A 24,206-nucleotide genomic window follows, 5' to 3' on the forward strand; every position below is an offset into this window, starting at 1 on the left:
TTAGCAGGGAAAAAAGCTTGTCCATGCAATAGTTATGCTTAATCCTGCCGGTCTGAAACCAGGCCGTAATTTGTACAGGTAGCTATACTTCGGAATTGGGCTAATACTTTCGTATCACATTACTGAACTGTGAAACGAAAATTGTGCTGTATGAATTTCAGAAAGAACCGGCTCTCCACCGGGCAAGCCAAACAAATCGATTTGGTTGCCTACCTGGCTTTGCTTGGCTACAAATCTTCCAAAGTAAGGAATAATAGTCATTGGTATTACTCACCATTACATCAGGAAAAAACACCTTCATTTGTAGTTAACCGAAGCAAGAATGTGTGGTATGATTTTGGGATAGGGAAAGGGGGATCTATTATCGATTTTGGGATCCTTTATCATAAGACTACAATTCCCGAGTTATTACAATTGCTATCTGATGGAAATTTCCTTCCCCTGGTTCAGCGACCTGGGAGTACTAACGCGGAAAAAACAGAAGAGACCGGCAAGATTAAAATTGTCGGGAATTCTAAACTGTCTTCACCATCGCTTCTGAGCTATATTGAAAGCCGCGGTATTCCGTTAGCCACCGCTGAACAGTACTGCCGGGAAGTCCGGTTTGAGATCAGCGGAAAGAATTACTTCGGGATCGGTTTTCAAAATGATTCGGGTGGATATGAAATCCGTAACCCTTACTTCAAATCCGGCAGCTCGCCCAAAGACATCACCACTTTAAGCATCGGCTCTGATAGCATCGCAGTCTTCGAAGGCTTTTTTGATTTTCTGTCCTACCAGGCAATCCGTGAGGAGCTCCCACGCCCATCTACAGATTACCTGATCCTGAACTCTCTTTCCTTTTTCGAAAAAGCATTGGTGCCACTGAAAGAATACCAGAGCGTGCACCTATATCTGGATAACAATGATGCTGGCAGAAAATGTACAGAAAAGGCCTTGTCGATTTCCGCCAAGTTTAAGGATGAAAGTGGCCTTTACAGAGGACACGAAGATCTCAACGATTTTCTTTTAGCCCGTAGAAACAATCCTTTCAAAAAGCAGAGAAAGGGCCTAAGGATTGGCTGAGGTAATAGTTTAATTGAAAGTAACTGCTTCAGCTTTACTTATTTCTCAAAGGCCTTCAGAGAGGCGGGAGATTTTCCGGTGTCCCGAAAATGGCAAGATGTCCGGTTGTATCACAACCGATTTTTTTCTGCCCTCACTCCGAAGTCGTGGGCAGTGAATTGATTTAAGCAAGAATGTTCAAACTGTGAAAAAGATCCGAGATGAAAGAGAACAAAAAAGTAAAAGACAAATGGCTGCATATCCGTATTGACGAGGTGGAGCAAAAGCAAATTCAAAGCCTGTTTACCCGCTCGAAAGACCGCAAGCTAAGCGGCTATCTAAGAAAGGTAATTCTTCAAAAACCGGTAGTGGTCACTTATCACAACCAGTCGCTGGAAGATGTGATTACGGTTCTTACGAGACTTCAAAATGATTTGAACGGTCTTGCCAACAACTACAATCAGGCGGTACACAAACTGCATACGCTGCGCGATACACCTGAGTATATCAACTGGCTGATTACGTATGAGCTCGACCGTAAGAAGCTGCTGGAAGATGTAGCTGAAATCAAATCTTACATCAGAAAGACCGCGGAGTTATGGTTGCAGTCATAAACACAGGAAAGTCAATCCGGGCTGCATTTATGTACAATGAAAATAAGGTAGCAGAGGGCGTAGCTGACCTAATTATGGCTGGTAACTATCCGATGGAAACAGATGATATGAACCAGATGCACCGGCTGAATATGCTTTTAAAAACTGCTGCGAACAACGATAATATAAAGCGAAACAGCGTTCATATTTCCCTGAATTTTGCGCCGGGAGAGCAGCTTGGAAAGGATACTTTGGCAGCCATTGCCGCGGATTACATGGAAAGAATTGGTTTTGGCGGGCAGCCCTTTCTGGTATATGAGCATAAGGATGTTGCCCACCAGCACCTTCACATCGTGAGCGTGAAAGTGCGGCCCGACGGCAGCCGAATTGATATGAACAACATCGGAAAAGTGCAATCGCAGCAGGCTAGAAAGGTACTTGAAATTAAGTATGGTCTTGTAAAAGCGGAGCAACAAAATAATGCTGTATCCAACCTGAAACCTGTCAGTGCATCAAGGGTAGGATATGGTAAATCAGAGACGCGACGCGCGATTTATAAGGTGCTGTGTGCAGTTCTCAAACCTTATAAATATACTTCGCTTGCTGAGCTGAATGCTGTACTTAGACTATACAACGTAACGGCCGAAAGGGGCAGCGAGACTTCAAGAACCCACCGGCATCGGGGGCTATTATACCGCATGCTGGACAGTGAAGGCAAGCCTGTCGGCGTCCCAATTAAAGCAAGTCTATTTCCTGACAGCTTCCCTGGAAGACCTACGCTGAAGTATATAGAAAGCAGGTTTCTGATCAACGAAACGCTCAGGCAAGATGATAAAAAAAGGGTCAAAGCGGCCATCGATTTTGCGCTGATCAATGCGCAGCGCACTACATTGCAGGACATGATTAAGGAGCTAAATGGTAAGGGAATCACTACCGTTCTTAGACAAAATCAGCAAAGTGTGCTGTATGGAATCACCTTCATAGATCATCAGAAGAAGGCAGTTTTCAATGGAAGTGACTTGGGAAAACAATACAGCGCGAGCGGAATTCTTTCCCGCTGCAAGCAGGCAGAAAAGATCCCTCACTACATGAATCCGAACCTTTCTAGTGGCAGAATTTCAGCCTCACAATCAAATAGTGTGCAAGCAGGACGAAGGGATTTTTTGGTAGCACCGGCAGGATCTGAAAAGGAGTCGGGTGTTATCGATGCGCTTTTGAAAGTTGAATATGGAGCGGATTATCTGCCAGGACAATGGAAAGCAAGACGAAAAAAGAAGAGAAGAAATCAATCAAATAACCTTTAAATCAAAACGAAGATGGCACACCAGACAGGCGAGAATGAACAGGCACTGCGGAAGATTCTGGATATGACGCGCATGATAAGTTTCATATTATTAGGGCTACACTTTTATTATTATTGTTACGGAGCTTTCAAGCATTGGGGACTGGTTTCAGCCTTTTCAGACCGGATGTTGGTTAACGTTGCAGCTACCGGATTGTTCAGCAGCTTTTCCAAATCCAAGCTGTTTGCATTGGGTTTTTTATGCATATCACTTCTGGGATCAAAGGGCAGAAAGAATGAAAAGCTGAGCTACAAAAATGCTCTGGTTTATATGGCAATCGGGCTAACTGTTTACTTTCTGAGCTACTATTTACTTCTGGCAAGGTTATCTGTGGAGGGGCGATCAGTCTTATACGTGGTGGGGTTACTGACTGGTTATCTCACGATACTCAAAGGCGGGACGATCCTTTCACGCATCATTACTGACAAGCTAAAAAAGGATATTTTCAACTCAGAAAATGAGACCTTTCCCCAGGAAGAACGCCTGCTCGATAACGAGTATTCGATTAATCTGCCTGCAAAATATCAACTGAAAAACAAACAACGAAAAAGCTGGATCAACATCATTAATCCGTTTCGGGGCCTGCTTGTGCTAGGTACGCCTGGGGCAGGGAAGAGCTATTTTGTGATCCGGCATGTGATTACCCAGCACATCAAAAAAGGCTTCTCTATGTTCGCTTATGATTTCAAATACCCAGATCTGTCAGTCATCGTATACAACACCTGGTTAAAGAATAAACACCTGTTCAAAGTGGAGCCAAAGTTCTATGTGATCAACTTTGATGATCTTACCAGAAGCCACCGATGTAATCCTTTGGATCCTTCTGGTATGCAGGATATCACCGACGCATCAGAATCTGCGCGCACAATCCTAATGGGGTTGAACCGTGAATGGATTAAAAAACAGGGAGACTTCTTTGTTGAATCACCTATCAATTTTCTTTCTGCGATCATCTGGTATCTGCGCCGTTACCAGGATGGTGCCTTCTGTACATTGCCGCATGTGATCGAGTTAATGCAGGTGGATTACGATAGTTTGTTCACGATCCTTAGAACTGAAAAGGAGATTGAGGTACTGATCAATCCATTTGTCAATGCATATATGAATGATGTCATGGAGCAGCTCGAAGGCCAGATTGCATCAGCTAAAATATCTATGGCTAGGCTTTCGTCGCCACAGCTTTACTACGCTCTTTCAGGATCGGATTTTACTTTGGACATTAATAATCCAGATGAGCCAAAGCTTGTTTGCGCCGGAAATAACCCGCAGAAAATACAGATTTACGGAGCCGTCCTGTCTCTATACGTGAACCGTTTGGTCAAACTTGTCAACCAGAAAGGTAAGCTGAAAAGCAGTCTGGTGTTCGACGAATTTCCAACTATCTACCTAAATAATATGGACAGTTTGATTGCTACAGCCCGTAGCAACAAAGTCTCTACGACACTGGGAATTCAGGATTTTAGTCAACTCAAAAAGGACTACGGCAGGGAACAGGCGGATGTCATCATGAACATCGTCGGCAATGTAGTCTCCGGACAAGTAACGGGAGATACTGCCAAACAATTGTCAGAACGTTTCGGGAAAATCATGCAGGACCGGGAAAGTCTTTCGATTAACAGCTCAGATACATCTATCAGCAGGTCGCAGCAACTCGAATCGGCAGTGCCTCCGTCTAAGATTTCGGCGCTTTCATCCGGTGAGTTTGTGGGGATGGTCGCTGATGATCCTAAGAATAAAATTACTTTGAAAGCCTTTCATTGTGAGATACAGAATGATCATGATGCGCTTGAAAAGGAAGAAGATGCTTACTTCTCAATTCCTGAGATACGGAAGGTCGACCAGGTTATGATTCAACGGAATTACAATCAGATTAAGCAGGATGTGCAGGATATTATTGCTTCAGAGATGGAGAGGTTGAGCGGTGATCCGGCCTTGGTAAGGCTTATTATTAGAAAACAGTAATGGTGTCAAGTTTATTTTTCGCACCCGCCCAATGTGTTACCAACGCAGAATCCCTGTGAGTAATTGAGGGTACCCGAAGATAAGTTCAACTTTGTTAAGTGGGAAAATTCTGGTAGAATTACCACTTTAATACCTTATCTGGAATGAATGAAGAATTTTATTGCCTTATTGATGATTTCTGGGTTGCTAATCTCATGCTCTGGAAATAATCAGCTAAAAGTGGAATCGGATGCTACTTTATTAGATCAACCAGCAGACCCGGAATTATTTGCAGTCAGTCGATACGAAGTACACCTTTTAACAGATCCAGAACCGAAAGTGGCTAGAATAGTAAATCAAAAGGCCGCGGAAACACTTCGCGAAACATACTACATCTTGGTAGGTAGATCTTTAAAAATCACCATTTTATCCGAATATAACGAGTGGGTAAATGTCAAAGTGATTGAGCCTAACTGGTTACAGAACACGCATATTGGTTGGATGGCAATAGTTGGGCAATTTTGATTCTTCTAAACCGAAAGGAAGCACACCCGTTAAACTAAGCGTTTTTACAGCGATCGATCCGTTACGTAGCAAACTATCAGGTAATGGCATAGGTCAATTATACTCTTGGCAATACGTTGATGGTGTAGACTGGCAAGCAATCACGAACTATTTTGACATAGGAAGAGGTTTGAATGAATGGGGTTTGCAAAATAATCTAGCTTATTATTTTTCCAGCTCGGAAGAACCCTTTGTAGAATCGTTTCAACTTGTTTTGAACATCAATGTCTCATCAGAGCAAAAATATGCCAAGAACAAGATGATAAGTTTAACAAAAAAATCTTTGCTTCATTGGGAGAATCAATATCTTCAGGTCTTCTCGGTGCGGTTAATCACCAAGCTAAATTTTGAAGCCGGAAAAGTCAAGGATAATGACTTTGATATTAGAAGTAAGAACTAAGAAACTATTCCTATTACCAGCAGTCTGATCAATGTATATGCCCGCTAATTGTTGTGATAAGGACTTATTTAATGTGTTGTTTCAAACCTTGTTATTAACTTGACGACCACTTGTCATATATGAATTCCATGAATGTATGTTAAATTATAAATTTATCCCCTACAGCATAGCTTATTGTGACTTCAAGGACGTTACTAACGGTTAACACAATTGGCAATCAAGGTAGACTAGCGAGATCCGGATATTTATCTCCCATTGAGTTCGTGTTTAACTACAAAATTACACTTCAAACTTGAATATGCGTAACTTTGTCTAAAACGGACTTCACCGGGCCAGTCATTTCGGAGTATCAGGGGCCAGTCATAACGGAAATCAACGGGCCAAAATTCAGGATCAATTTCGGAGGTCATTGGGCCAAGTTTTCGTCGGGTCAAGCTTGCTGACTTAGGTTGAAAACGGAGGTAACTGGGCCAATAACGATTTTGATTTCGGAAGTCATTGGGCCAATCCTTCGAGTGAGAATTGGTCAGAGCTTCTAAAAACGGAGGTCGTTGGGCCAAAACACCCTCAATCCGATCCTGACCTATTAGTACAGGCAATCTAACTTCTTAAAAAACGGAAGTCATTGGGCCACTTTCCATGATTTATCATAGCCTTGTTACTGAATTAAATCTCAGCGACATGGCCGGACAAAGGATCAATATCATGGAAATACGTAGCTTGATTGCATTGAAATTAAAGGGGTTAAGCAACAGGAAAGTGGCGGACCTGTTAAAGATTAACCGCAAGACCGTTGATAATTATACCAGCCGTTTTTCAGCTCTGAACCTTGGTTTTGACGAGCTTATTAATCTTACAGAGCCCGATCTGCGGGATCTGTTTACCGAAGAGCCACAGACTGAAAAACAGCGTTATGAACTGCTAGCCGCACGTTTTTCTTACCTAGAAAAGCAGCTTCGCAAGCCAGGGTGCACCCTTCAGGCACTCTGGAAAGAATACTTGCAACAAAATCCACAGGGTTATAAATACACTCAGTTTACTTTTCATTATCGCCGGTGGCGCTCCTTAAATAACCATAGTGGAAAGCTTGATCATAAAGCAGGAGAAAAGCTCTTCATTGACTTCTGTGGCAAAAAATTATCCTACATCGATAAAGCGACCGGAGAACAAGTTGAAGTAGAGGTTTTTGTAGGTGTTCTGCCCTGCAGCCAGTATACTTTTGTAAAAGTCGTTGCTTCACAAAAAAGGGAGGATCTTATTCTTTGTCTGGAATCCTGTCTGCAATGGATTGGTGGTGTGCCGCAGGCTATTGTATCGGATAATCTGAAAGCAGCTGTTAGCAAAGGCAGTAAATATGCCCCGGTAATTAACAGGACGCTTACTGATTTTGCATTGCACTATGGATGTGTCGTCGACCCGGCCCGTCCGCATCACCCTCAGGATAAAGCGCTTGTAGAGCGCAGCGTCGAACTGGTATACCAACGGATCTTCTATCCTTTAAGCAAGTTCACCTTCTTTAGTCTGGATGAACTTAATAAGGCCATTAAAGGCCTTCTGGATGAATATAATGACTATTTATTCTCTCATGGGGGCGGCAGCAGGCGGAGCCACTTCGTGGACCTTGAAAAAGAATATCTCCAGGCGTTACCTGCCGGTACTTATAGCATCCGCCATTACAGACGGGCCAAAGTCCAACGCACTGCCCATATTTTCCTGAGCGAAGACCACAACTATTACAGTGTCCCGTACCGCTTTACCGGCCTGTCTGTCGAAGTCCAGTATAACCACAATCATGTGGAGATATTTTATAACCACGACCGTATTGCCTTGCATAAAAGAAGTTACAGGCCAGGTCATTACACCACTGTAGCCGATCACATGCCTTCTACACATCGTGCTTATCAGCAGTGGTCACCCCAGCATTTTGAAGACCGGGCCATACAAGTTGGTAGTTGTACTTTGGAGTATATCAAAAAGTTATTAGGTCAGTACAGCTATCCCGAAGTTGCCTATAAACAAGCGCAAGGTATACTGGCCTTCCTGAAGCAATATGACAGGTCGCGTTTAGAAAATGCATGCAAACGTGCGCTACTGTATCATAAGGCCTCTTATCATACGATTGAAAACATTCTTAAAAACAACCTGGACATGGAGGAGATCAATCAACAGCCAGAGTTGACTATTCCACAGCATGATAATATCCGCGGCGCAAGCCATTACAAGTAGTATTCCGGACCATGTTGACCCCGGTAAATTTTATAAACCAAAACAATTATGAACGAACACAACACCCTTGAAAAAATGCGCCGGATGCGCATGAACGCGATGGCTACACTTTATTATCGCTGCGTCAACGAACACCTGTATCAGGATTACTCTCTGGATGACTTCCTGTCTCTTCTGGTCGACACAGAATGGGAAAGCAGGCAAAGCCGTAACATAGAAAGCCTGATCCTCAGAGCTGGTTTTAAGCAAGACGCTGCCGCGTCTGACATCGATTACCAAACCACCAGAAATTTGGACAAAACAACCTTTGAAAGGCTGCTCAGCCTAAATTTTATTAGTAAAAAGGAGAACCTGATCATCACCGGACCCACTGGGTCTGGCAAGAGTTTTCTTGCTCAATCTCTTGGAATCAAAGCTTGCCAACTCCTCAATAAAACCATTTATTACAATACCGCCAGATTTTTTGACATTGCAAAGCTGGCCAAGCTCGAAGGCACCTACCATAAACTAATCAAACGTATACAGAAAGCAGAGCTTTTAATCCTGGACGACTTCGGGCTCGTATCTATTGATCAGGCAGCTAGAAATGTCCTGCTCGACGTGATTGAAGAACGGTATGATAAATCGTCAACAATCATTGCAACCCAGATACCAGTCTCAAAATGGCATGGTCTGATTGGAGAAAATACCATTGCCGACGCGATTTTAGATCGAATTGTTTTTTCTTCCCACCGCATTGAGCTCGAAGGAGATTCCCTAAGAAAGAAAAAACAGTTGAGTACTTAAATTTAAACTACTATTATTGCACTTGGAAAGTGGCCCAATGATTCCCGAAAAGCTTGGCCCTATATGCTCCGAAATGCCTGCCCCCATATCTCCGAAATAGACATAACTTTAGAATCGGTGTTTTACTTTTGTGGAACAGTGTGTCTTCAGTTGGTGATTCGATCTAACGACAGCTAGTGCATCGGAGATCAAAAAAACCGTTGCCAGCACAGTAACTGTCATGTCCAAACTTAGAACATTTAAACCCACTTCCCCACTTTTAATTGGCTATAATTTCTTCGCATTAATTGTCGTCCGGAAAGTAAGTTTGAAACTCAAATAACGATAGACTCTTAAATGTTTTTCTTCACACCACTTGCACATTTGTAGGTAAAAGAGGAAATTATAAGATCTAGGTCAACTGCCTAATTCCAACTACCGTTGTATATGCTATTGCTACCAAAATTGTGATTGGCTTGCTGAACGATCACTTGTTCAAACTCCTGCTATTCATAATTGCTGTATGTTTTATATCCTTGGACTAATCTTTCAATATCTAAACATTTGTGTATTGCTGAACTAAGCTTATGAAACCACCAAATTTTAAAGCTTCAACAGTTTCCTCTTTTGTAAGATCAGCATATGCTCTTATTTGGTCTATTACAGTTTTTCGTCTATTTACCAGACTTTTGTCTTGTAGATTGAATACTTCTATAGTTTTTTGGACTTTTGCTTGTAAAACAGGATCAGATAATGTTGGATGTGGCTCTATTTCTCCTATTTCGTTGTAATAGAAATAATCCTGAACAGCATCCATAACAGGATTAAAGAATTCGGCATAATCAGATTTCTTTATACCAGATTTATTGTCTTTGAATTTTGCACCAAAATCTTCATCGTTACATGCAGCTACAAGGTTATCCCAGTAAAAGGTTTGCTCAGGAAACATATGACCGGCTTTTTGACGATAATGATCCAAATGGCAATTCCTTTCGTCATCAATAACCAATTCTGTATAACCACACAAACACTCCTGCTCCTCTGTAAGAATAAAGAGTTTCGTTTCCTGATAGGCAGAATATCCAGAACTATTTTTAGCACTAAAATCACTCCAGTTGGCTGATGGATTCTTCTCTTTGAAACCATCAAAGCACTTCAAAGAGGCTTGCTTATCAATTTTTCTCATTCAATTTAGCCCTTTTAATTATTTCTAGTCGTATGTCCGTTAGAGCCTTGTCGGATTTTCCAAGATCCCTTTCTAATACAGAAAATGATTTTTTAAATTTGTCAGATTCATAATTATCAGACCTAATGAGATCCCAAATATCATTTAGCTGCTGTTGCACTTTTTTATAACGCAATCCTTCTAAATCAAAGAAATCTGTTAATATGTCATCAACCGGTTTGCCGTAAGGATTAAAAGAAATATTCTTAATCCTAGATTTTCCATTTTCATTTACAAGAACATTTAGTTGTCCTTTTTTTAATGCAGAAAGAACATTTGGTGAGTGGGTAGTTATGATGGAAAAATTTTTGAATAAATCTTCTTCTTCTTCTTCAAATAGATTGTAGACAAATTCACGTTTCCATTCAGGATGGAGATACGTGTCGGGCTCATCTAGTAAAAACAAACTGTTATGACCAGCTAGTAGTTCTTTCAAACCCGTGATAATCAATAATTGCTTTTCACCCTCACTCAGGTTGTTGAAGCTTACATCGCGTCCATTTTTGATTAGGTTCAGGTCGATGCTTTCAAGAAAATCATTCGATTGTAAAGAAACTAAGTATTCAAAAATCCTTTTTTCAGTCCCGTAGAAGCTCCAAATGTTTTCCAGTTGTGATTTGTCGGAAATACTAAATGTGATTGAGTCAGGTTGAAATTTTGCTTTAGTTGCCCCTTTCAAAATATTCATGAACTGATTAAGTTCCCCCATTGCTCCCCAAAAGTCTTCCGGCGTGGATTTGGGCTTTGCCCATCTTGGCTTTTTAAAATTGAGTCGAATAGTTGAAAAACCACTAATACCAAATTGCTTCTCTAGTGTCTCGGGAACGTCTCCATACTCATAACTTAACAAACCTATCAAAATAGCAGGCAAGTCCTGAGGCCGGAAATAATAGAAAGGTTGATCAAACCTGATTTCTCCTGTAAGTGTGCCAGTAATTAAGTCTCTCTGAAATATATTGTAAATGTCATAAATACTATTGGAAATTCCAGAGTAGTAAACCACGAAATTGTCGGGCAGAATATAAGCTAATTCTTCCCCTTTGCTTCGCAGATGCTTTTCTATTTTCGGTAAACCCTCTATAACATCGCTACCTTCAAACAATTTGATGTGTGGTTTATCTTCAAATGATACCTCTACACCTATGTAGTTTACAAATGATTGACCAAACATGGCTGTTTCAGTGACTTTTTCCCTTCTTAGTAGATAAACGATAGAAAATTGGAAAGGGAAGGTTTCTTTCTCCAATGACTTGAAATCCTTTGTACCTAAAAGCGTGGCGAAAATTTGTGTCAATGATTCGATTAAAGTTGTTTTCCCCGAACCATTTTTGCCGATGAATACTGCTACATGACCACTGGCCAGGAAATCAACTGAGAGGTTTTCGAAAAGCTTAAAATTATTTATATCTAATTTGAGTAATTTCATAACTGTCCAATCATGATGGGTTTGATTAATTTCAGAATTTCATTGGTAGCTATTTGTTTCAACTGCGTTTGGTTTTTGTGCCATGAGCGGTGTTGAGTCGACTGAATTATTCCGTATTAATGATGGCGGTGCAAGTCTTCAACTGCTCATCTGTAGCTTCCTTAGAGCGGCGCGAATAGAATAATAATATTGCTTCCCTGATCTACGAATTTTTGAGAGTCTGAAACATTCCGCTATTCGGATCTCTCTGGCTTTCTATGCCTACTTTTATGTCATTGATGTCGAATATATACGTAATATCTGTAGCAGTGTTTACAGCTGAAGGGTATGATTTGGAAATGCAGTTAAAAATAAAATATCAACTTCACGAACCGTTTCCGATTACCATGACTGGATGAGCCATATATGGCAATGACTGATTTTTTCATTTTAGTCGATATTAAAGATTGCTGATTCAAATTCACTTTGAGCTTCAGAATATAGGCTTTGCTCAAGCGATTCAAGATCATTTTTCTGTGTTATCAATTCAGATATCCTTTTCACGATTTGATTTTGTTTTTTTTGGGGAGGTAGTACGATTTTGAAATCTAAAAATTCATGACTATTTATGCTTTCAACGGTAACACCAGTTTTAGAACATTCTTCAAGGATCAGCTTTTGAAATATTCTTAGAAAATAAACGAAGTACATTTTGTCTACATGGGCTTGTAGATTTATGGCTTTCAGGTCTTGATTAATTGTTACTGGTATTGTGGTTATTGAGACAGGGAAAGAATGCTGAAGAATCCCACTTCTAAAAACAGCTAAAATTGTTCCTGGTGCATGTATAGTTAGTTTGTTTTTATTTACAGCATTAGAAGTAATTAAGTCAATTGAAGTTGAAATGTTTAGGGTTTTCATATCCTTGGGAGAAACCCAATTTATTGTTCCACTTAGCCAATACTCATTTCTATTTTTTGAAGGCGTACTTCCTCCTTCAAAAGATTTGATAAGCTCTCTAATTGAAACTAGTGGGAACTTTGCATTAGAAAGTGAATAGGAGGGCTTTCTTTTTAGGTAATTAACCGACCACTTATTTAAATTTTTATAATGAAGGATTCTAAAGCGATTTGAGGATTCTGAGGTATCTACTTTTTTTATCCCAGTGAACTCACACATTTCTTTTTCAATAATTCCCACTAGGCTATCTGATTCTGTTTTAACTATTTCAGCCTTGCGTATTTTTTCATTAAAAGATCTTATGATTTTATCTTGAATATCTTTCGTAGGTACAGGAATTCTAAATCCTAAAAAGGCTTTTTCATCTACTCGTTGACGGCCTGTAGTACCAGAGCTGGCTTTTTGGCAAAGTTCAGCAAAGTATTTTGTACCTGTAATTAGGTTGAAAAATTCGGGTAGTATTTTTTTTGCATGGATGTTGTAGCTCAAGAAGTCCTGCGTGGTGATTGCTCCCTCCAGTTCAGCAGGTACAATACCAAACGCTCCATTACGGGCGTCTATCTTGCTCATAATGAATTGTCCTTCTGAAATACGGAACTGGTTCTTTGTCCCAATGTCTTTACCGAAAATCAGGTCTTCACCACGTTGTACCACACCTTTGCCATATAGCTTAATTGTTACCTGCTTGTAGGCTTTGTCATTTTCCAGTATTTCTTTTTCTCTATTTCGAATAATGAGATTTCCAATAGGTTCTAATTTGAACCCATCTTTATATAATACTTTGCCGCTCAGAATAGCCCCCACACTCCAATTAGAGAGGGTCATAAAGCGAACTTCATTGAGATATTTAAATGCTATTTCAGTGGGCATATGCATCATAGAATATTTCAGGTTTGCCTACAATTTTTCCATCAATGGACTGAAGCCGTGATATATTACCTTCATTATCAACTAGGTATTGGACCTCCTTTTTAGGCTCATCCCAAAGGATAGCTTTCTTCCTGTAAGTTCTAAATTCTACGGCAACATCTTCCAACTCATTTTCGCAAGGAGCCCCTGTACTTGAAATACCCGCTTTCTCCACTTCAATGACCGGGATAGGATAATCGAAGCGCTCTTTCACTAGTGATTTGATATCGACTGCAATAACGTCTTCTATTTGTTTGGCATTGTCCGTAAATTTCTTTTTCAACTCTTTAAGCTCTTTGAATGATTTGCTTTCTTTTAACGTCTTCTCCTCTTTTTTAAAGTCTGCTTTTAATTCATCCAATTTTGACTGATACTTGTAATTAACCTCTTTGATTGTATCCTCTGTGATTTTTTGATAGGTTACCAATTCATCATTGCTAAATTTTTTAAGGAACAGTAAACTGGGCTTTACGGTAGCACCTGAAGCAATGAAAACATCCTGAGGAATTGATGTGATGTTAATTAACTTTGCCCTTCCTTCAATGTATTCCCTAATTTTTTGCAGTGCACTGTTGTTCAGTACACCTTCCGGCAATACAATACCCATTCTGCCACCTGGTTTTAAAAGGTTCAGGCATCTTTCCATAAATAATACTTCTGTCAATCCACTCCATGCACCTACGTCAAAGATGTCCAGCAGCGCCTTTCCTCGGCTTTTGCCAAGGCCATTGTCATGATCTGCCCAATCTTTTATTTGTTTTACTACATTATTTCTGTATTGACTTCCATACCTCTCTTCATAATATCTTGTTTTCTCTTCACTAGGTACGTCAGAGTGGGTGACCTTTAATGTTTTGTTTACTCTTGAACCAAATGGTGGATTGGTTAAGATAACATCAAATCGCCCATCAAATATGCCATTGATATTTAGCAGTCCATCATGATGATGCACACCGCCATGACCATCACCGTGCATAATCATGTTCATCTTAGCAGTACGAGCCATCCTCGGGTTAGCATCTGTACCAAAAATGCAGTTGTATGATAGATTGTGCAGTCTTCCTTTCTTGTTATTTAGATCAAACTCTTCAAACAACTTGATTTTTAAGTCGTTGACATTTTTTTTAATTTTAGACTTTTGTAATTTGGGAAGCTTTTCGAAATTAGAATCATAATGGGTGCTTTGAATATTCTTTATTTTAGACTGAATGTCGGATTCTATTTTGTCCCTTACATATTCGAAAGTTTTAATTAGGAACCCTCCACTTCCACAACACGGATCGCAAATCAGTTCATCCTCGTTCGGATCAAGTACGTCCACCATATAATCAACAACGGTCCTAGGTGTAAAGAACTGACCAAGTTCTCCTCTAAATGTGCGTCCCAAGAATTCCTCAAATGCTATACCTTTAATGTCGTCTGATGTATTTGATAGATTAAAAGACTCTAATTCTTCAACTATCATTTCGAAGCTTCTTTGGCGGATTCGAATTCTGTCTAACTCTTCAAATAATTCGTCATTTTTGAATTCTTCTTTGGTCTTGTCAAAAAGATACTGCATGTATTCTTTGTCGAAAAGGGGAGATCCTGATGCCCTTAATGATGGACGAATATTTTCTTCATAAGCTTTTTCATCAGCTTTGAACTTATCTTTCGAAAAAATCAAGTCTTTATCTGATTTTCGTTCATACATGATTTTCATGAATAGTATCTTGCTGATCTCATCAAATGCGGCTTCAGGAGATAATTTATCATTATTCCTGATGATGTTGTGACATTTGGATAACAGAGCAGTAAACTGATCCCTAGTGAAGGTTTTTGATTCTGAAATAAACTTTTTGATCAGGGCATCTTCCGTAATTAATTGAGCTTTTGGTATGTCTTGTAGACGTTCAAGTTTTCTATCTAGAGGTTCCTCTTTAATATAAAAAATCTTTGTTTCTTTGAGATTAGTAGCAATAAAAAAGTCAGCCTTTATACTTGATGCGAAATTATATCCTATGAGATAATCCTCTTCGTTAATGGTTATATGCTCAGCTTTACATTGAGCGGCAATGATAATTGAAGGGATATTATTTTTCTTTTTCTCGTTTTTGTTTTTCCAAATTCCAATATCAGCCTTATATCTATTTTTAATTACCACATCCTGACCTAATTGCCCTATATCATATCCATAGTGATTTACAAGTCTGAGAATAAACTGCTGTTTTAAAGTTTCTTCAGGAGTTGCGGTTATCCATTTTCCTAATAGCGGAGCATAAATTTTATCGTCTTTTATTGCTAATTCCATGCTCATGATTTGATACTTCTTTTTAATTCTTGTTCTGCCCTTTTCAATGCTGCAAGAGCAGTTGTCTCGTCTCCAACATCTTCAATGATCTTATCTGATAGCCAAATAGTTAAGAGTTCATCTTCACTAACATCGAGAAGGCGAGCTAAAGAGATTACGTGAACCCTTTTTGCTTTCCTCTCACCTCTTTCTATTTTACTATACATCGGAGCGTCAATGTCAAGGCTTGCCGCTATCTGTCGTTGTAAAAGATACTTTTCTTCTCTCAATCGCTTGATTTTTTCACCAAATTGCATGACCTGTAAGTTTGTGACTTGTCAAATTTTGGCTAATGTATGAAAAGAAATCCATAGTGAAAGAGAAATTGCTGCTAATCTGACTAAGTATCTTCATTCAGACCTTCAAGAGTGATCTTCATACTTTTCTTGATTCATTCCATGAGATAGGGGATGGCAAGGACAACTTGTCCCCTGCCTCTTTCTGTTTTCGCTCAAGTGCATACAGCACTTCTGGTTCTGAGATCTACGGTTATGGGCTTAAATTCTTGAAAATCAATTGGCCATACTCAGTATGGCACTTGGTTTTTGGTCGTCTACGTATTGTAAGAAACATTGTTATTTAGTCTTTTCCAATCATTGCATCCCACCTCAGATACTAACTTGTTTCAGCATATCGAGAGGAACAACGACGACAAGCTGAAACAAGCTAATTGTTATCTGTTTAAGATATCCCGCAGTCGGGCCATATCATCACTTACTTTCTTGTCCACGATTTTAGCATACTGCTGCGTCGTCTTTATATTTCTGTGCCCTAGCATTTTGGATACACTTTCAATCGGCACACCATTGGTGAGTGTAACGGTGGTAGCAAACGTATGCCTTGCCAAGTGAAAGGTGATATTCTTTTGGATTCCTGTCAAATCCGCTATTTCTTTCAAGTAAGAATTCATTTTTTGGTTCGTGAGAACAGGCAGGACTCTGCCTTCAGATTCACATTGAGGATGGTCCTGATATTTATCCATTATTTCCTGGGCCACTGGTAATATTGGAATTCTTGATGACGAATCCGTTTTTTTTCGTGTTGTGGTTATCCACTTGCCTCCATCCATACCTTCAATTATTTCCATACGACGTAGCTTATGAACGTCGGCATATGCCAATCCTGTGTAACAACAGAATAGGAATATGTCTCTTACCTGTGAGAGCCTCCCATTACCAAAATCCTTATTTCTTATTTTTTTTAACTCGGTATCTGTAAGTGCTTCTCTGTCGACCTCGCGTTTCGTCATTTTAAACGCATGAAACGGATCACGTGTTAGCCATCCTTGCTTTATACAAATAAGCACGATCTTCTTGAAATTAGCTAGGTACTTCATAGTTGTATTGTGGCTGCATTTGCGGACAGACTTAAACCAGAATTCATACTGTGATATAAAATCGTAATCCAGCAAGTCTATCTCAATATCGTCTTGCTTGTATTTCCATTTAATAAAAGAGCGTGTGTGGTCCAAGGAAGTAGCATAGCGCTCTAATGTGCCTGGAGCAAATTCAGAGCCTATCAAGGCAGACATTTGATCATTGTGATGCTTAAATACTGCAAGGATAGTTTTTTTATCTCCTCGCTTGCCATGGATAATATTAAAAATTGATATAGCGCTGACGGATTTACGGTCATCAATCAATGATTTTTTAGCCTCATAAATCTTTGCGGTTATTGAGTCTATGTAAGCATTCAATGCTCGTGCATCTTCTTTATTGCCATTAGGTCTTCCGAGTCTGATATTCCACCTGGATGGATGCCATAAATGTTTCAATGAGAATTCCTTGGCGTGCCCATCGACGGTAATTCGGCAATACAGATAATGAGTGCCTTCGGCATTTTCTGGGCGTGGCTTTCTCAAAAAGAAAATTAACCCGAAGCTTGTTTCTAACATAGTCGTTAATGTTTGAGATGAACAAATCTCGGATTGATACCTTAAAAAGTAAAGATGTAAATCTTGTAAACATCTTTACAGTCAGTGGATTACGTGTCTGATCGTGGGAGATTTTCGTTGAATAAAAAACTCCCACGATCTTGCTAATAAATTATGGGCAATTTTGAAGATTTTGGTAGTTGTAGAAAAACAAAAAACCCCGTTTAAATGATTTAAACGGGGTTTTGAATGTTTTGGTAAGCATACCAGCAGAGAGAGAGGGATTCGAACCCCCGGACCTGTTACAGTCAACGGTTTTCAAGACCGTCGCAATCGACCACTCTGCCATCTCTCTAAGTGTTTCGGCGTATCCGAAACGTGGTGCAAAGGTAATAACAAATTCTTTACATGCAAGTGTTCTGCAAATTTATCTGCATGTTTTTTAATAAATTTAATGTGCCCCAAACAGCTTTCTTCTGATGTTCCGGCGTATTAAATTTGCATTTTTGTGAGTTAATGATAAGTGAAACAGTGTGTTATCCTGATGTTATTTGCTTTGCTGCTTTCGCTCAATTTTTTTCGAAATAAGCAGTTATTTTTATTATTTATTTGAAACCAAACAGATAAGGGAGAACGAATATCACGATTATAGTCCAAACCAGATAAATGGGAAGAAAGGTAGTAATACTCTTTTTTACATTCTCAATTCTTCCTGGTATGCCTATGGTTTTGAAGAGCTGGTAGGTGACCACTAACAAATGGGCAAGAATCAGTATGTTACTCCCCAATACTGCGAGTCGGTTAGGGGTGACGCCCCAATTGGCAATCCTGAACATGATGGCTGACAGGGCAACACTGTTTACAGCAATGGTTATTACTGCAAGTGCAAACAGGATAATTGTCCCAATTTTATCGGCAGATTTACGGGCTATCTCAACAACAGAAAAAAGAATAAGTGCCATCACACCCACTAAAAGCAGATTGAAAATCAACAGAAACTCTCGATCATTGTATGGATCTTTACCTGTGTAAAATACAGTTCCCAGGTACACGGTCAGGATTAGAAGAACAATGGGGGCGAATATTCTTGCAATAACAGGCGGCACTTTTCCGACAATGTTAGGATTACTCCGAACAAGGTACGTAGCGATAACCGGCGCTGCGCTAAGTCCCCAAGTACCCACGTATTTGAAATAATAGGTTTCAATCTTTATTCCGATGACAGAGAACAGCCCGATTGTCATTCCAGTCATGATAAATCCTGCGATCAGAATCAGCCCGGTCATTACTACAAAGTCTCCGTTAAACCTCAGAAAGTCAATCTTTTTGGTGTAGTCCTTATTATCGCCACCAATAAAAATGTAGCCGAGAATGCCCCAAAGCAACATGGGAAGGTGAATGCATGCCAATACAAAGGTGTCGGTTTTCTCATTTCCGGGGAGTAAATTGATGTAAATTGCCGGTATTAAAAAAGCTGTTGCAAAGCCGAGGATTTGGCGGATAGAAAACATATGTTGCTTCCAGATAAAGAAGGCGGTAAGAGCGGGAAAAACAACAAAAGGAACATTGCGGGAATAAAAGTACTCCGGATCTACAGATGTGAGATGGGGGATTTTTGCGATTAACCCTGCGATCAGGCAAAGGAAGAAAACAAACGGAAGGTCTTTATTTAGGTTCCATGATGCTTCCTGATTGTCAAAATTTAGCCTTTCGTGCCATATCTGAACAGTTTTATTGTCGTGAAGGTCGGGGGAGAGCTGCGCAAATGATCTCCGAAAACTTGCCTTGTCTTCTCTGTACAAAGCTTCGAGCCGTTTAGGATTTTCCAGGTTGGCGATAATCTGTTCTTTCATGGATGTAATTAAGTTTGATTAAAAGTACTTTGAATTGCAAAGTAAAATGATAAAAAAATAGCTGTTTTATTTTTGACTCCTGATCAGACTTTCCAGTGCTGCCAAATGCTCTTCAAAAGCTTTCCGACCTGCTTTGGTAATGAAATAGCTCGTGTTAGGCTTACGACCAATAAAAGTTTTGTTAATTCCAATTAGCTCTTCCTTTTCCAGGGCCTTCAGGTGACTTGCCAGATTGCCATCTGTTAATTCCAGATATTCTTTCAAACTATTAAAATCAAGCGCATCATTCACAGCCAGAACAGACATGATGCCCAACCTGACTCTGCTCTCAAAAGCTTTATTAAGTGCATGAATGATTGCTTTCACTTTTCGTATTTCAGGTGCATGATAATACCATACACGATGTGCATAATTCCAAAACCAATAGCCCATAGCAGAAGTGCATGTTCTACGAAATAGGCGGCTATCAAACCAAGTACAATTTGTATAAATCCAAGGTATCTCAGATCGTCATAAGTAAATCTGCTGGCATTAATAAGTGCTAAACCGTAAAATAGTAACGTGGCAGGTGCGATTAAAACCAGCATTCCTTTTGCAAAAAGGATCAGGATAAAAATTCCACCTGTTACGAGCGGTATGGCCATATTGATCACAAGCCTTTTCGCCGCTGCATTCCATAATTTTTCACCATTCCTGCCGGATTTCCGATGAGCAAGAAAAATAGCAGTTCCGATTGCAAGAACGAGCATCGACAAGGTGATTACGAAAAGATCGGTATTGCCTGTTATATCCTCGCGTGAAACAGCCGAATAATCCAGAATTGTACCCGTGTAACGCGCGTAAAAAGACTGTCGGACCAGAAATGCCCCTACCAACGCATAAACCCCTGCCATCACTCCCGACATTCCTGAAAGAGACAGAAATTTGGTTGATCGCTCCATCATAGAACGGATCTCGGTGAGGTCTTTGATGTATTCTTGCTCTGTTTTCATAAAAGTACTTTGTGTTTCAAAGTTAAAAATATGTTTCGGTATTTTGCAAGAGGATGACGAAAAAAGTTTCATGATCTTCATCTGCCACACAGTGCACTTCGGTCTCGTCCTTTACCTCCTTACCTGAATATATCATGTTCTTCTCCTGTACAAATAGGTAATTTTTTTTACTATATTAATCTTGTAGATTAAATAGAATAATTACATTTGTGTCATACTAACAATTAAATCTTCATTAATAGGATTTTTTAAATACAATATTAGCTTCAATAATAAAAAGTGCGTGTTGGATTGGATTCGAGAAGTTGGATGGCACATAAAGCCTGGCCCCTGAAATAGAAAAAAACGAAGATGGATAATCAGATATGTACTGAATTAAGTGACGATTTGGTTTATCCTATTTAATATATAGAATTTATATTTTAACACTATCAGATAATCTGAACTACATCAATTCAATTAAGAAAAACAGGGGCTATTTTTTATGAAAAAAGTTTTCAGTGGATTAGTAATTGCTTTCGCCCTCACCGGACAGGGAAGGGTGGTCCAGGCAGAACGGATAGGTACACTGCGGCATTTTGCTGTGGACCGTACAATCCGTGGAGTGGTCAAAGATGACAAGGGGGAAGTACTTCCCGGCGTCAGTATTGTCCTGAAGGGTACCACACGAGGAACGTCTACGGATGTAAACGGGAAATTTGAGTTTACTGCTCCTGAGCAAGGCGGGACGCTGATATTCTCATTTGTAGGATATGTGCAGCAGCAGGTCGTTTTGGATAGTCGCTCGGCATTAGATGTAGTGCTGATGCCAGATACCAAATCATTGGAAGAACTGGTTGTGGTAGGTTACGGAACTCAGAAAAAAAGTGACTTAACAGGGGCTATTTCCAGTTTGACTGAGCAGCAAATTCGTGAAAGACCAGTACAAAACGTCGTACAGGCGTTGCAGGGAAAAGTGTCCGGGGTAGATATTACATCCAATCAGCGTCCGGGGGAAGTAGGCAGAATCCGTATTCGTGGAAACAGGTCTATTAATGCTTCCAACGAACCGCTTTATGTAATCGACGGTATTCCTCTCTCTGCCAGTGAAGTAGCAGCGATTAATCCCAATGATATTGCTTCCGTAGAAGTACTGAAGGATGCTTCTGCAACAGCTATTTATGGTTCCAGAGGAGCCAATGGTGTTATTCTGATCAACTATAAAGAAGGTAAAAAAGGCAAAACTTCTATTAACTATGATGTAAGCTATACCTCTGCTAAAATCCACTCGACTACCGATTGGATGAATGCCGGACAATTGCTCAACTGGCAACGACAAGCGCATATCAACGGTGGTACTTACACAGGGAAATACGGCACCGCTCCTGATCCTGATTTTGATGTACAAACTTTCGGAGGAGGTGAGGAGTCAGGTATCAATAATATTCGTACCGCGTACCAGTGGAATGCTGATGGCACAGTACAAATGAGAGCAGCGACTGCTGACGAGGTTGCAGCAGGCTACGCCGCCAGTGTACCGGTTTACAATTCGGAAAATCTGTTTGACCAGAACTGGATGGATCTTGTAACAAGAACCGGAAGAACACAAAACCACCAGCTTTCACTTTCATCCGGTAGTGATAATTCCCGTGTGTATCTTTCTCTTGGTTATCTGAACCAGCTCGGGACATTGAAAGACCAGGATTTTAACAGATATTCTCTGAACCTGAAAGGGGACATTACACCGCGGAAATGGCTTACTGTAGGTCTTGCACTGAACGGTGTCTATTCAAAACAGAATTACGGAACTTCTGAAAACTCATCCAACAGTGGTGCCAAAGATTCTTACGGACAAGCCTTGGCTCTGATGCCGTACGCAAGTGCATTCGATGCGAATGGTCAGTATCTTAATACCAACAGAGAAGGACTTTCCGCGCATAACGTACTTTTAAATATTGAGAATTCTACGAACGAACATAAGCTTGCTTCAGTTTTATCCAATCTGTTTGCGGAAATCCGATTTACCGATTGGTTGAAATTTTCTTCAAAATTCGGTGCGCAGTATAGTGACAAAGAATATGGTTCTTTCTTTGGACCCAATTACACCAATCCTTTCAGCGCCGTAGGTACTGCACCCCTGATCGGATACAATTCGCATAATAAGAGTCTGGGCTGGACGCTGGAAAACTTACTTTTCCTGAATAAACAATTTGGTGTTCACAGTATCGGAATCACCGCACTTCAATCTTCACAACAGAACACCAATAACGGAATCAATATTCGTGCGCAGGGGATTACATTTCCTTCTTCTCAATGGTATAACCTGGCAGCCAATGCAACCGGGATTCCGATGGGATACGGTACATCCTACAGCCGTTCGGCACTGGCGTCCTACATGGGACGTATCAACTATGGCTTGATGGACCGGTTCCTGCTGACACTTTCAGGTCGTTGGGATGGAGCTTCCGTTCTTGCGAGAGGCAATAAGTGGGCATTTTTCCCGTCTGCAGCTGTAGCGTGGAAACTTGAAGAAGAGGCATTTATTAAACAAATTGACTGGGTTAGTCAGTTGAAATTGCGTTACAGCTGGGGGAGGACCGGTAACTCATCGGTGGCAGCCTATTCTACAGGTGGTTCTATAATAGGTGCTGGCTATGTATTCAATGAAACCCAGGCTGCCGGTTACAAGTCGGCTTCCATGCCCAATCAGGATCTGCGTTGGGAGAAAACGGCTCAGCAAAATATCGGTCTGGACTTCGCTCTGTTTAAAAACCGCATATCGGGATCTCTTGAAGCCTACCGTGCCGAAACCAGTGATTTGTTGATGTCAAGATCCATTCCTCCGGTTTTAGGCTACACCAGCATTCTGAGCAATATTGGACGTACGCAAAACAGTGGGATAGAGATATCCATTTCATCCGTGAATGTACACAGCAAGAACTTTACCTGGAAAACAGATTTCAACTGGTCGACTAACAAAGAAAAGATTCTTGAATTGACAAGTGGTGCAGTAGATGATCTTGCGAATGGTTGGTACATCGGTCAGCCGATATCTGTATTCAGAGATTATCAGTATGACAGACTTTGGCAGAATACAGCCGAAGATGCACGTTTGATTGAGCTTTACAAAAAGATTGGAAACATTACTGCATTGCCTGGTCAGGTAAAAATTAAAGATCAGCCATTGATCACAGCAACAAGTGGAGAAGCCAATTCAAAATCTGTGACGCTCGCCAGCGGTGAAGTTGTCACTTATGTCGACAATGGATTTGGGGTGATTAACGATAGTGATAAAGCGATCTTGGGAAGCAATCGTCCTGCATGGACAGCCGGACTTACCAATACATTCGGTTATAGAAATTTCGAACTTACTTTCTTTTTGCAAGCGCGTATCAATAATCTGTACTATGGTGCTTTGCAAACCTATGGACGTCGCGTGGAAACGGATACATGGAGCCCTGAAAACACCGGAGCTGCTTACCCACAGCCGACTACAGCTACATTTACCAACTATAATAATGTACGCAACTATGCGAACGGCTCGCTTGTAGCACTACGTAATATCTCTCTCACCTATACGCTTCCTCAGTCGCTGGCGGACCGCTATAAACTGGGCAATTTCCAGGTTTACACGCAGGTATTGAATCCATTCCTTTGGGGTGGAGAGGCCGTGAAAACTGGTTTGAACACAGAAGATATCACAGGCTGGGATACCACTGCCGGAGCGCAGTCCGGAGGACAAACCAACAACACAATTTTGAATCGCAGTTTCGTATTGGGATTGAGAGTAACGCTTTAACTTTTA

18 protein-coding genes and 1 tRNA gene are annotated in these 24,206 nt (G+C 40.5%); 9 read left to right on the forward strand and 10 right to left on the reverse strand.

Annotated elements, in window-relative coordinates; all coding sequences use genetic code 11:
• Positions 1-150 precede the first annotated feature (150 nt).
• The 8 genes from DSL64_RS03005 (at position 151) to istB (ending at position 8,897) form a co-directional block, all read left to right on the forward strand.
• The gene (locus DSL64_RS03005) at positions 151-1,065 is read left to right on the forward strand and encodes a DUF8464 domain-containing protein (protein WP_115829181.1); all 915 of its coding nucleotides are present in this window, start codon (positions 151-153) and stop codon (positions 1,063-1,065) included.
• A gap of 200 nt (positions 1,066-1,265) precedes the next feature.
• Positions 1,266-1,658, forward strand: coding sequence for a plasmid mobilization protein (locus DSL64_RS03010; RefSeq protein ID WP_115829182.1), 393 nt, complete (start codon positions 1,266-1,268; stop codon positions 1,656-1,658).
• Positions 1,643-2,941: a relaxase/mobilization nuclease domain-containing protein gene (locus DSL64_RS03015; protein ID WP_115829183.1), complete on the forward strand. Its 1,299-nt coding sequence runs from the start codon at positions 1,643-1,645 to the stop codon at positions 2,939-2,941. Before DSL64_RS03010 ends, DSL64_RS03015 begins: the two co-directional genes overlap by 16 nt.
• A 12-nt stretch (positions 2,942-2,953) precedes the next feature.
• Positions 2,954-4,942 (forward strand): conjugal transfer protein MobC, encoded by a 1,989-nt coding sequence (gene mobC, locus DSL64_RS03020; protein ID WP_115829184.1) that lies wholly within the window; start codon positions 2,954-2,956, stop codon positions 4,940-4,942.
• 147 nt (positions 4,943-5,089) lie between these two features.
• A complete protein-coding gene (locus DSL64_RS03025) occupies positions 5,090-5,446 on the forward strand; it encodes a hypothetical protein (protein WP_115829185.1) in 357 nt (118 codons plus the stop codon).
• Positions 5,433-5,885, forward strand: a complete 453-nt coding sequence (locus tag DSL64_RS03030; protein ID WP_115829186.1) for a hypothetical protein — start codon at positions 5,433-5,435, stop codon at positions 5,883-5,885. Before DSL64_RS03025 ends, DSL64_RS03030 begins: the two co-directional genes overlap by 14 nt.
• 705 nt (positions 5,886-6,590) lie before the next feature.
• Positions 6,591-8,111 carry an IS21 family transposase gene (gene istA, locus DSL64_RS03035; protein ID WP_158547859.1) on the forward strand — a complete coding sequence of 507 codons (1,521 nt, stop codon included), beginning with the start codon at positions 6,591-6,593 and terminating at the stop codon, positions 8,109-8,111.
• 48 nt (positions 8,112-8,159) lie between these two features.
• The gene (gene istB, locus DSL64_RS03040; RefSeq protein ID WP_115829188.1) at positions 8,160-8,897 is read left to right on the forward strand and encodes an IS21-like element helper ATPase IstB; all 738 of its coding nucleotides are present in this window, start codon (positions 8,160-8,162) and stop codon (positions 8,895-8,897) included.
• Between the two features lie 535 nt (positions 8,898-9,432).
• Here istB and DSL64_RS03045 read toward each other — a convergent pair.
• The 10 genes from DSL64_RS03045 to DSL64_RS03090 all read right to left on the reverse strand — a co-directional run bounded on the left by DSL64_RS03045 (position 9,433) and on the right by DSL64_RS03090 (position 20,422).
• Positions 9,433-10,062 carry a retron system putative HNH endonuclease gene (locus DSL64_RS03045; RefSeq protein ID WP_115829189.1) on the reverse strand — a complete coding sequence of 210 codons (630 nt, stop codon included), beginning with the start codon at positions 10,060-10,062 and terminating at the stop codon, positions 9,433-9,435.
• A complete protein-coding gene (locus DSL64_RS03050; protein WP_115829190.1) occupies positions 10,049-11,527 on the reverse strand; it encodes an AAA family ATPase in 1,479 nt (492 codons plus the stop codon). The genes DSL64_RS03045 and DSL64_RS03050 overlap by 14 nt, the downstream gene beginning before the upstream one ends.
• A gap of 429 nt (positions 11,528-11,956) precedes the next feature.
• Positions 11,957-13,336: a restriction endonuclease subunit S gene (locus DSL64_RS03055; protein ID WP_158547860.1), complete on the reverse strand. Its 1,380-nt coding sequence runs from the start codon at positions 13,334-13,336 to the stop codon at positions 11,957-11,959.
• The gene (locus tag DSL64_RS03060) at positions 13,326-15,665 is read right to left on the reverse strand and encodes a type I restriction-modification system subunit M (protein WP_115829192.1); all 2,340 of its coding nucleotides are present in this window, start codon (positions 15,663-15,665) and stop codon (positions 13,326-13,328) included. The genes DSL64_RS03055 and DSL64_RS03060 overlap by 11 nt, the downstream gene beginning before the upstream one ends.
• 2 nt (positions 15,666-15,667) lie before the next feature.
• Positions 15,668-15,961: a helix-turn-helix domain-containing protein gene (locus DSL64_RS03065; protein WP_115829193.1), complete on the reverse strand. Its 294-nt coding sequence runs from the start codon at positions 15,959-15,961 to the stop codon at positions 15,668-15,670.
• A gap of 416 nt (positions 15,962-16,377) precedes the next feature.
• Positions 16,378-17,598 carry a site-specific integrase gene (locus DSL64_RS03070; protein ID WP_115829194.1) on the reverse strand — a complete coding sequence of 407 codons (1,221 nt, stop codon included), beginning with the start codon at positions 17,596-17,598 and terminating at the stop codon, positions 16,378-16,380.
• A gap of 249 nt (positions 17,599-17,847) precedes the next feature.
• Positions 17,848-17,932: transfer RNA gene (locus DSL64_RS03075), tRNA-Ser, on the reverse strand.
• Between the two features lie 250 nt (positions 17,933-18,182).
• Complete coding sequence (locus tag DSL64_RS03080; protein WP_115829195.1) at positions 18,183-19,430, reverse strand: hypothetical protein; 1,248 nt, start codon at positions 19,428-19,430, stop codon at positions 18,183-18,185.
• A 66-nt stretch (positions 19,431-19,496) separates the two neighbouring features.
• A complete protein-coding gene (locus tag DSL64_RS03085) occupies positions 19,497-19,796 on the reverse strand; it encodes a winged helix-turn-helix domain-containing protein (protein ID WP_115829196.1) in 300 nt (99 codons plus the stop codon).
• A complete protein-coding gene (locus tag DSL64_RS03090; protein WP_115829197.1) occupies positions 19,793-20,422 on the reverse strand; it encodes a hypothetical protein in 630 nt (209 codons plus the stop codon). The genes DSL64_RS03085 and DSL64_RS03090 overlap by 4 nt, the downstream gene beginning before the upstream one ends.
• A gap of 484 nt (positions 20,423-20,906) precedes the next feature.
• On the opposite strand from DSL64_RS03090, the gene DSL64_RS03095 reads away from it, so the two are divergent.
• Entirely contained in the window at positions 20,907-24,200 is a 3,294-nt protein-coding gene (locus tag DSL64_RS03095; RefSeq protein WP_115829198.1) for a SusC/RagA family TonB-linked outer membrane protein, read from the forward strand.
• Positions 24,201-24,206 lie beyond the last annotated feature (6 nt).

Source organism: Dyadobacter luteus (genome assembly GCF_003383615.1).
Classification (GTDB): domain Bacteria; phylum Bacteroidota; class Bacteroidia; order Cytophagales; family Spirosomataceae; genus Dyadobacter; species Dyadobacter luteus.

Bases quoted from the DNA above. Each gene is read 5' to 3' on its own strand.
- DSL64_RS03005 (WP_115829181.1), top strand. From the start codon at position 151: ATGAATTTCAGAAAGAACCGGCTCTCCACCGGGCAAGCCAAACAAATC.
- DSL64_RS03010 (WP_115829182.1), top strand. From the start codon at position 1,266: ATGAAAGAGAACAAAAAAGTAAAAGACAAATGGCTGCATATCCGTATT.
- DSL64_RS03015 (WP_115829183.1), top strand. From the start codon at position 1,643: ATGGTTGCAGTCATAAACACAGGAAAGTCAATCCGGGCTGCATTTATG.
- mobC (WP_115829184.1), top strand. From the start codon at position 2,954: ATGGCACACCAGACAGGCGAGAATGAACAGGCACTGCGGAAGATTCTG.
- DSL64_RS03025 (WP_115829185.1), top strand. From the start codon at position 5,090: ATGAAGAATTTTATTGCCTTATTGATGATTTCTGGGTTGCTAATCTCA.
- istA (WP_158547859.1), top strand. From the start codon at position 6,591: ATGGAAATACGTAGCTTGATTGCATTGAAATTAAAGGGGTTAAGCAAC.
- istB (WP_115829188.1), top strand. From the start codon at position 8,160: ATGAACGAACACAACACCCTTGAAAAAATGCGCCGGATGCGCATGAAC.
- DSL64_RS03045 (WP_115829189.1), bottom strand. From the start codon at position 10,062: ATGAGAAAAATTGATAAGCAAGCCTCTTTGAAGTGCTTTGATGGTTTC.
- DSL64_RS03050 (WP_115829190.1), bottom strand. From the start codon at position 11,527: ATGAAATTACTCAAATTAGATATAAATAATTTTAAGCTTTTCGAAAAC.
- DSL64_RS03055 (WP_158547860.1), bottom strand. From the start codon at position 13,336: ATGCCCACTGAAATAGCATTTAAATATCTCAATGAAGTTCGCTTTATG.
- DSL64_RS03060 (WP_115829192.1), bottom strand. From the start codon at position 15,665: ATGGAATTAGCAATAAAAGACGATAAAATTTATGCTCCGCTATTAGGA.
- DSL64_RS03065 (WP_115829193.1), bottom strand. From the start codon at position 15,961: ATGCAATTTGGTGAAAAAATCAAGCGATTGAGAGAAGAAAAGTATCTT.
- DSL64_RS03070 (WP_115829194.1), bottom strand. From the start codon at position 17,598: ATGTTAGAAACAAGCTTCGGGTTAATTTTCTTTTTGAGAAAGCCACGC.
- DSL64_RS03080 (WP_115829195.1), bottom strand. From the start codon at position 19,430: ATGAAAGAACAGATTATCGCCAACCTGGAAAATCCTAAACGGCTCGAA.
- DSL64_RS03090 (WP_115829197.1), bottom strand. From the start codon at position 20,422: ATGAAAACAGAGCAAGAATACATCAAAGACCTCACCGAGATCCGTTCT.
- DSL64_RS03095 (WP_115829198.1), top strand. From the start codon at position 20,907: ATGAAAAAAGTTTTCAGTGGATTAGTAATTGCTTTCGCCCTCACCGGA.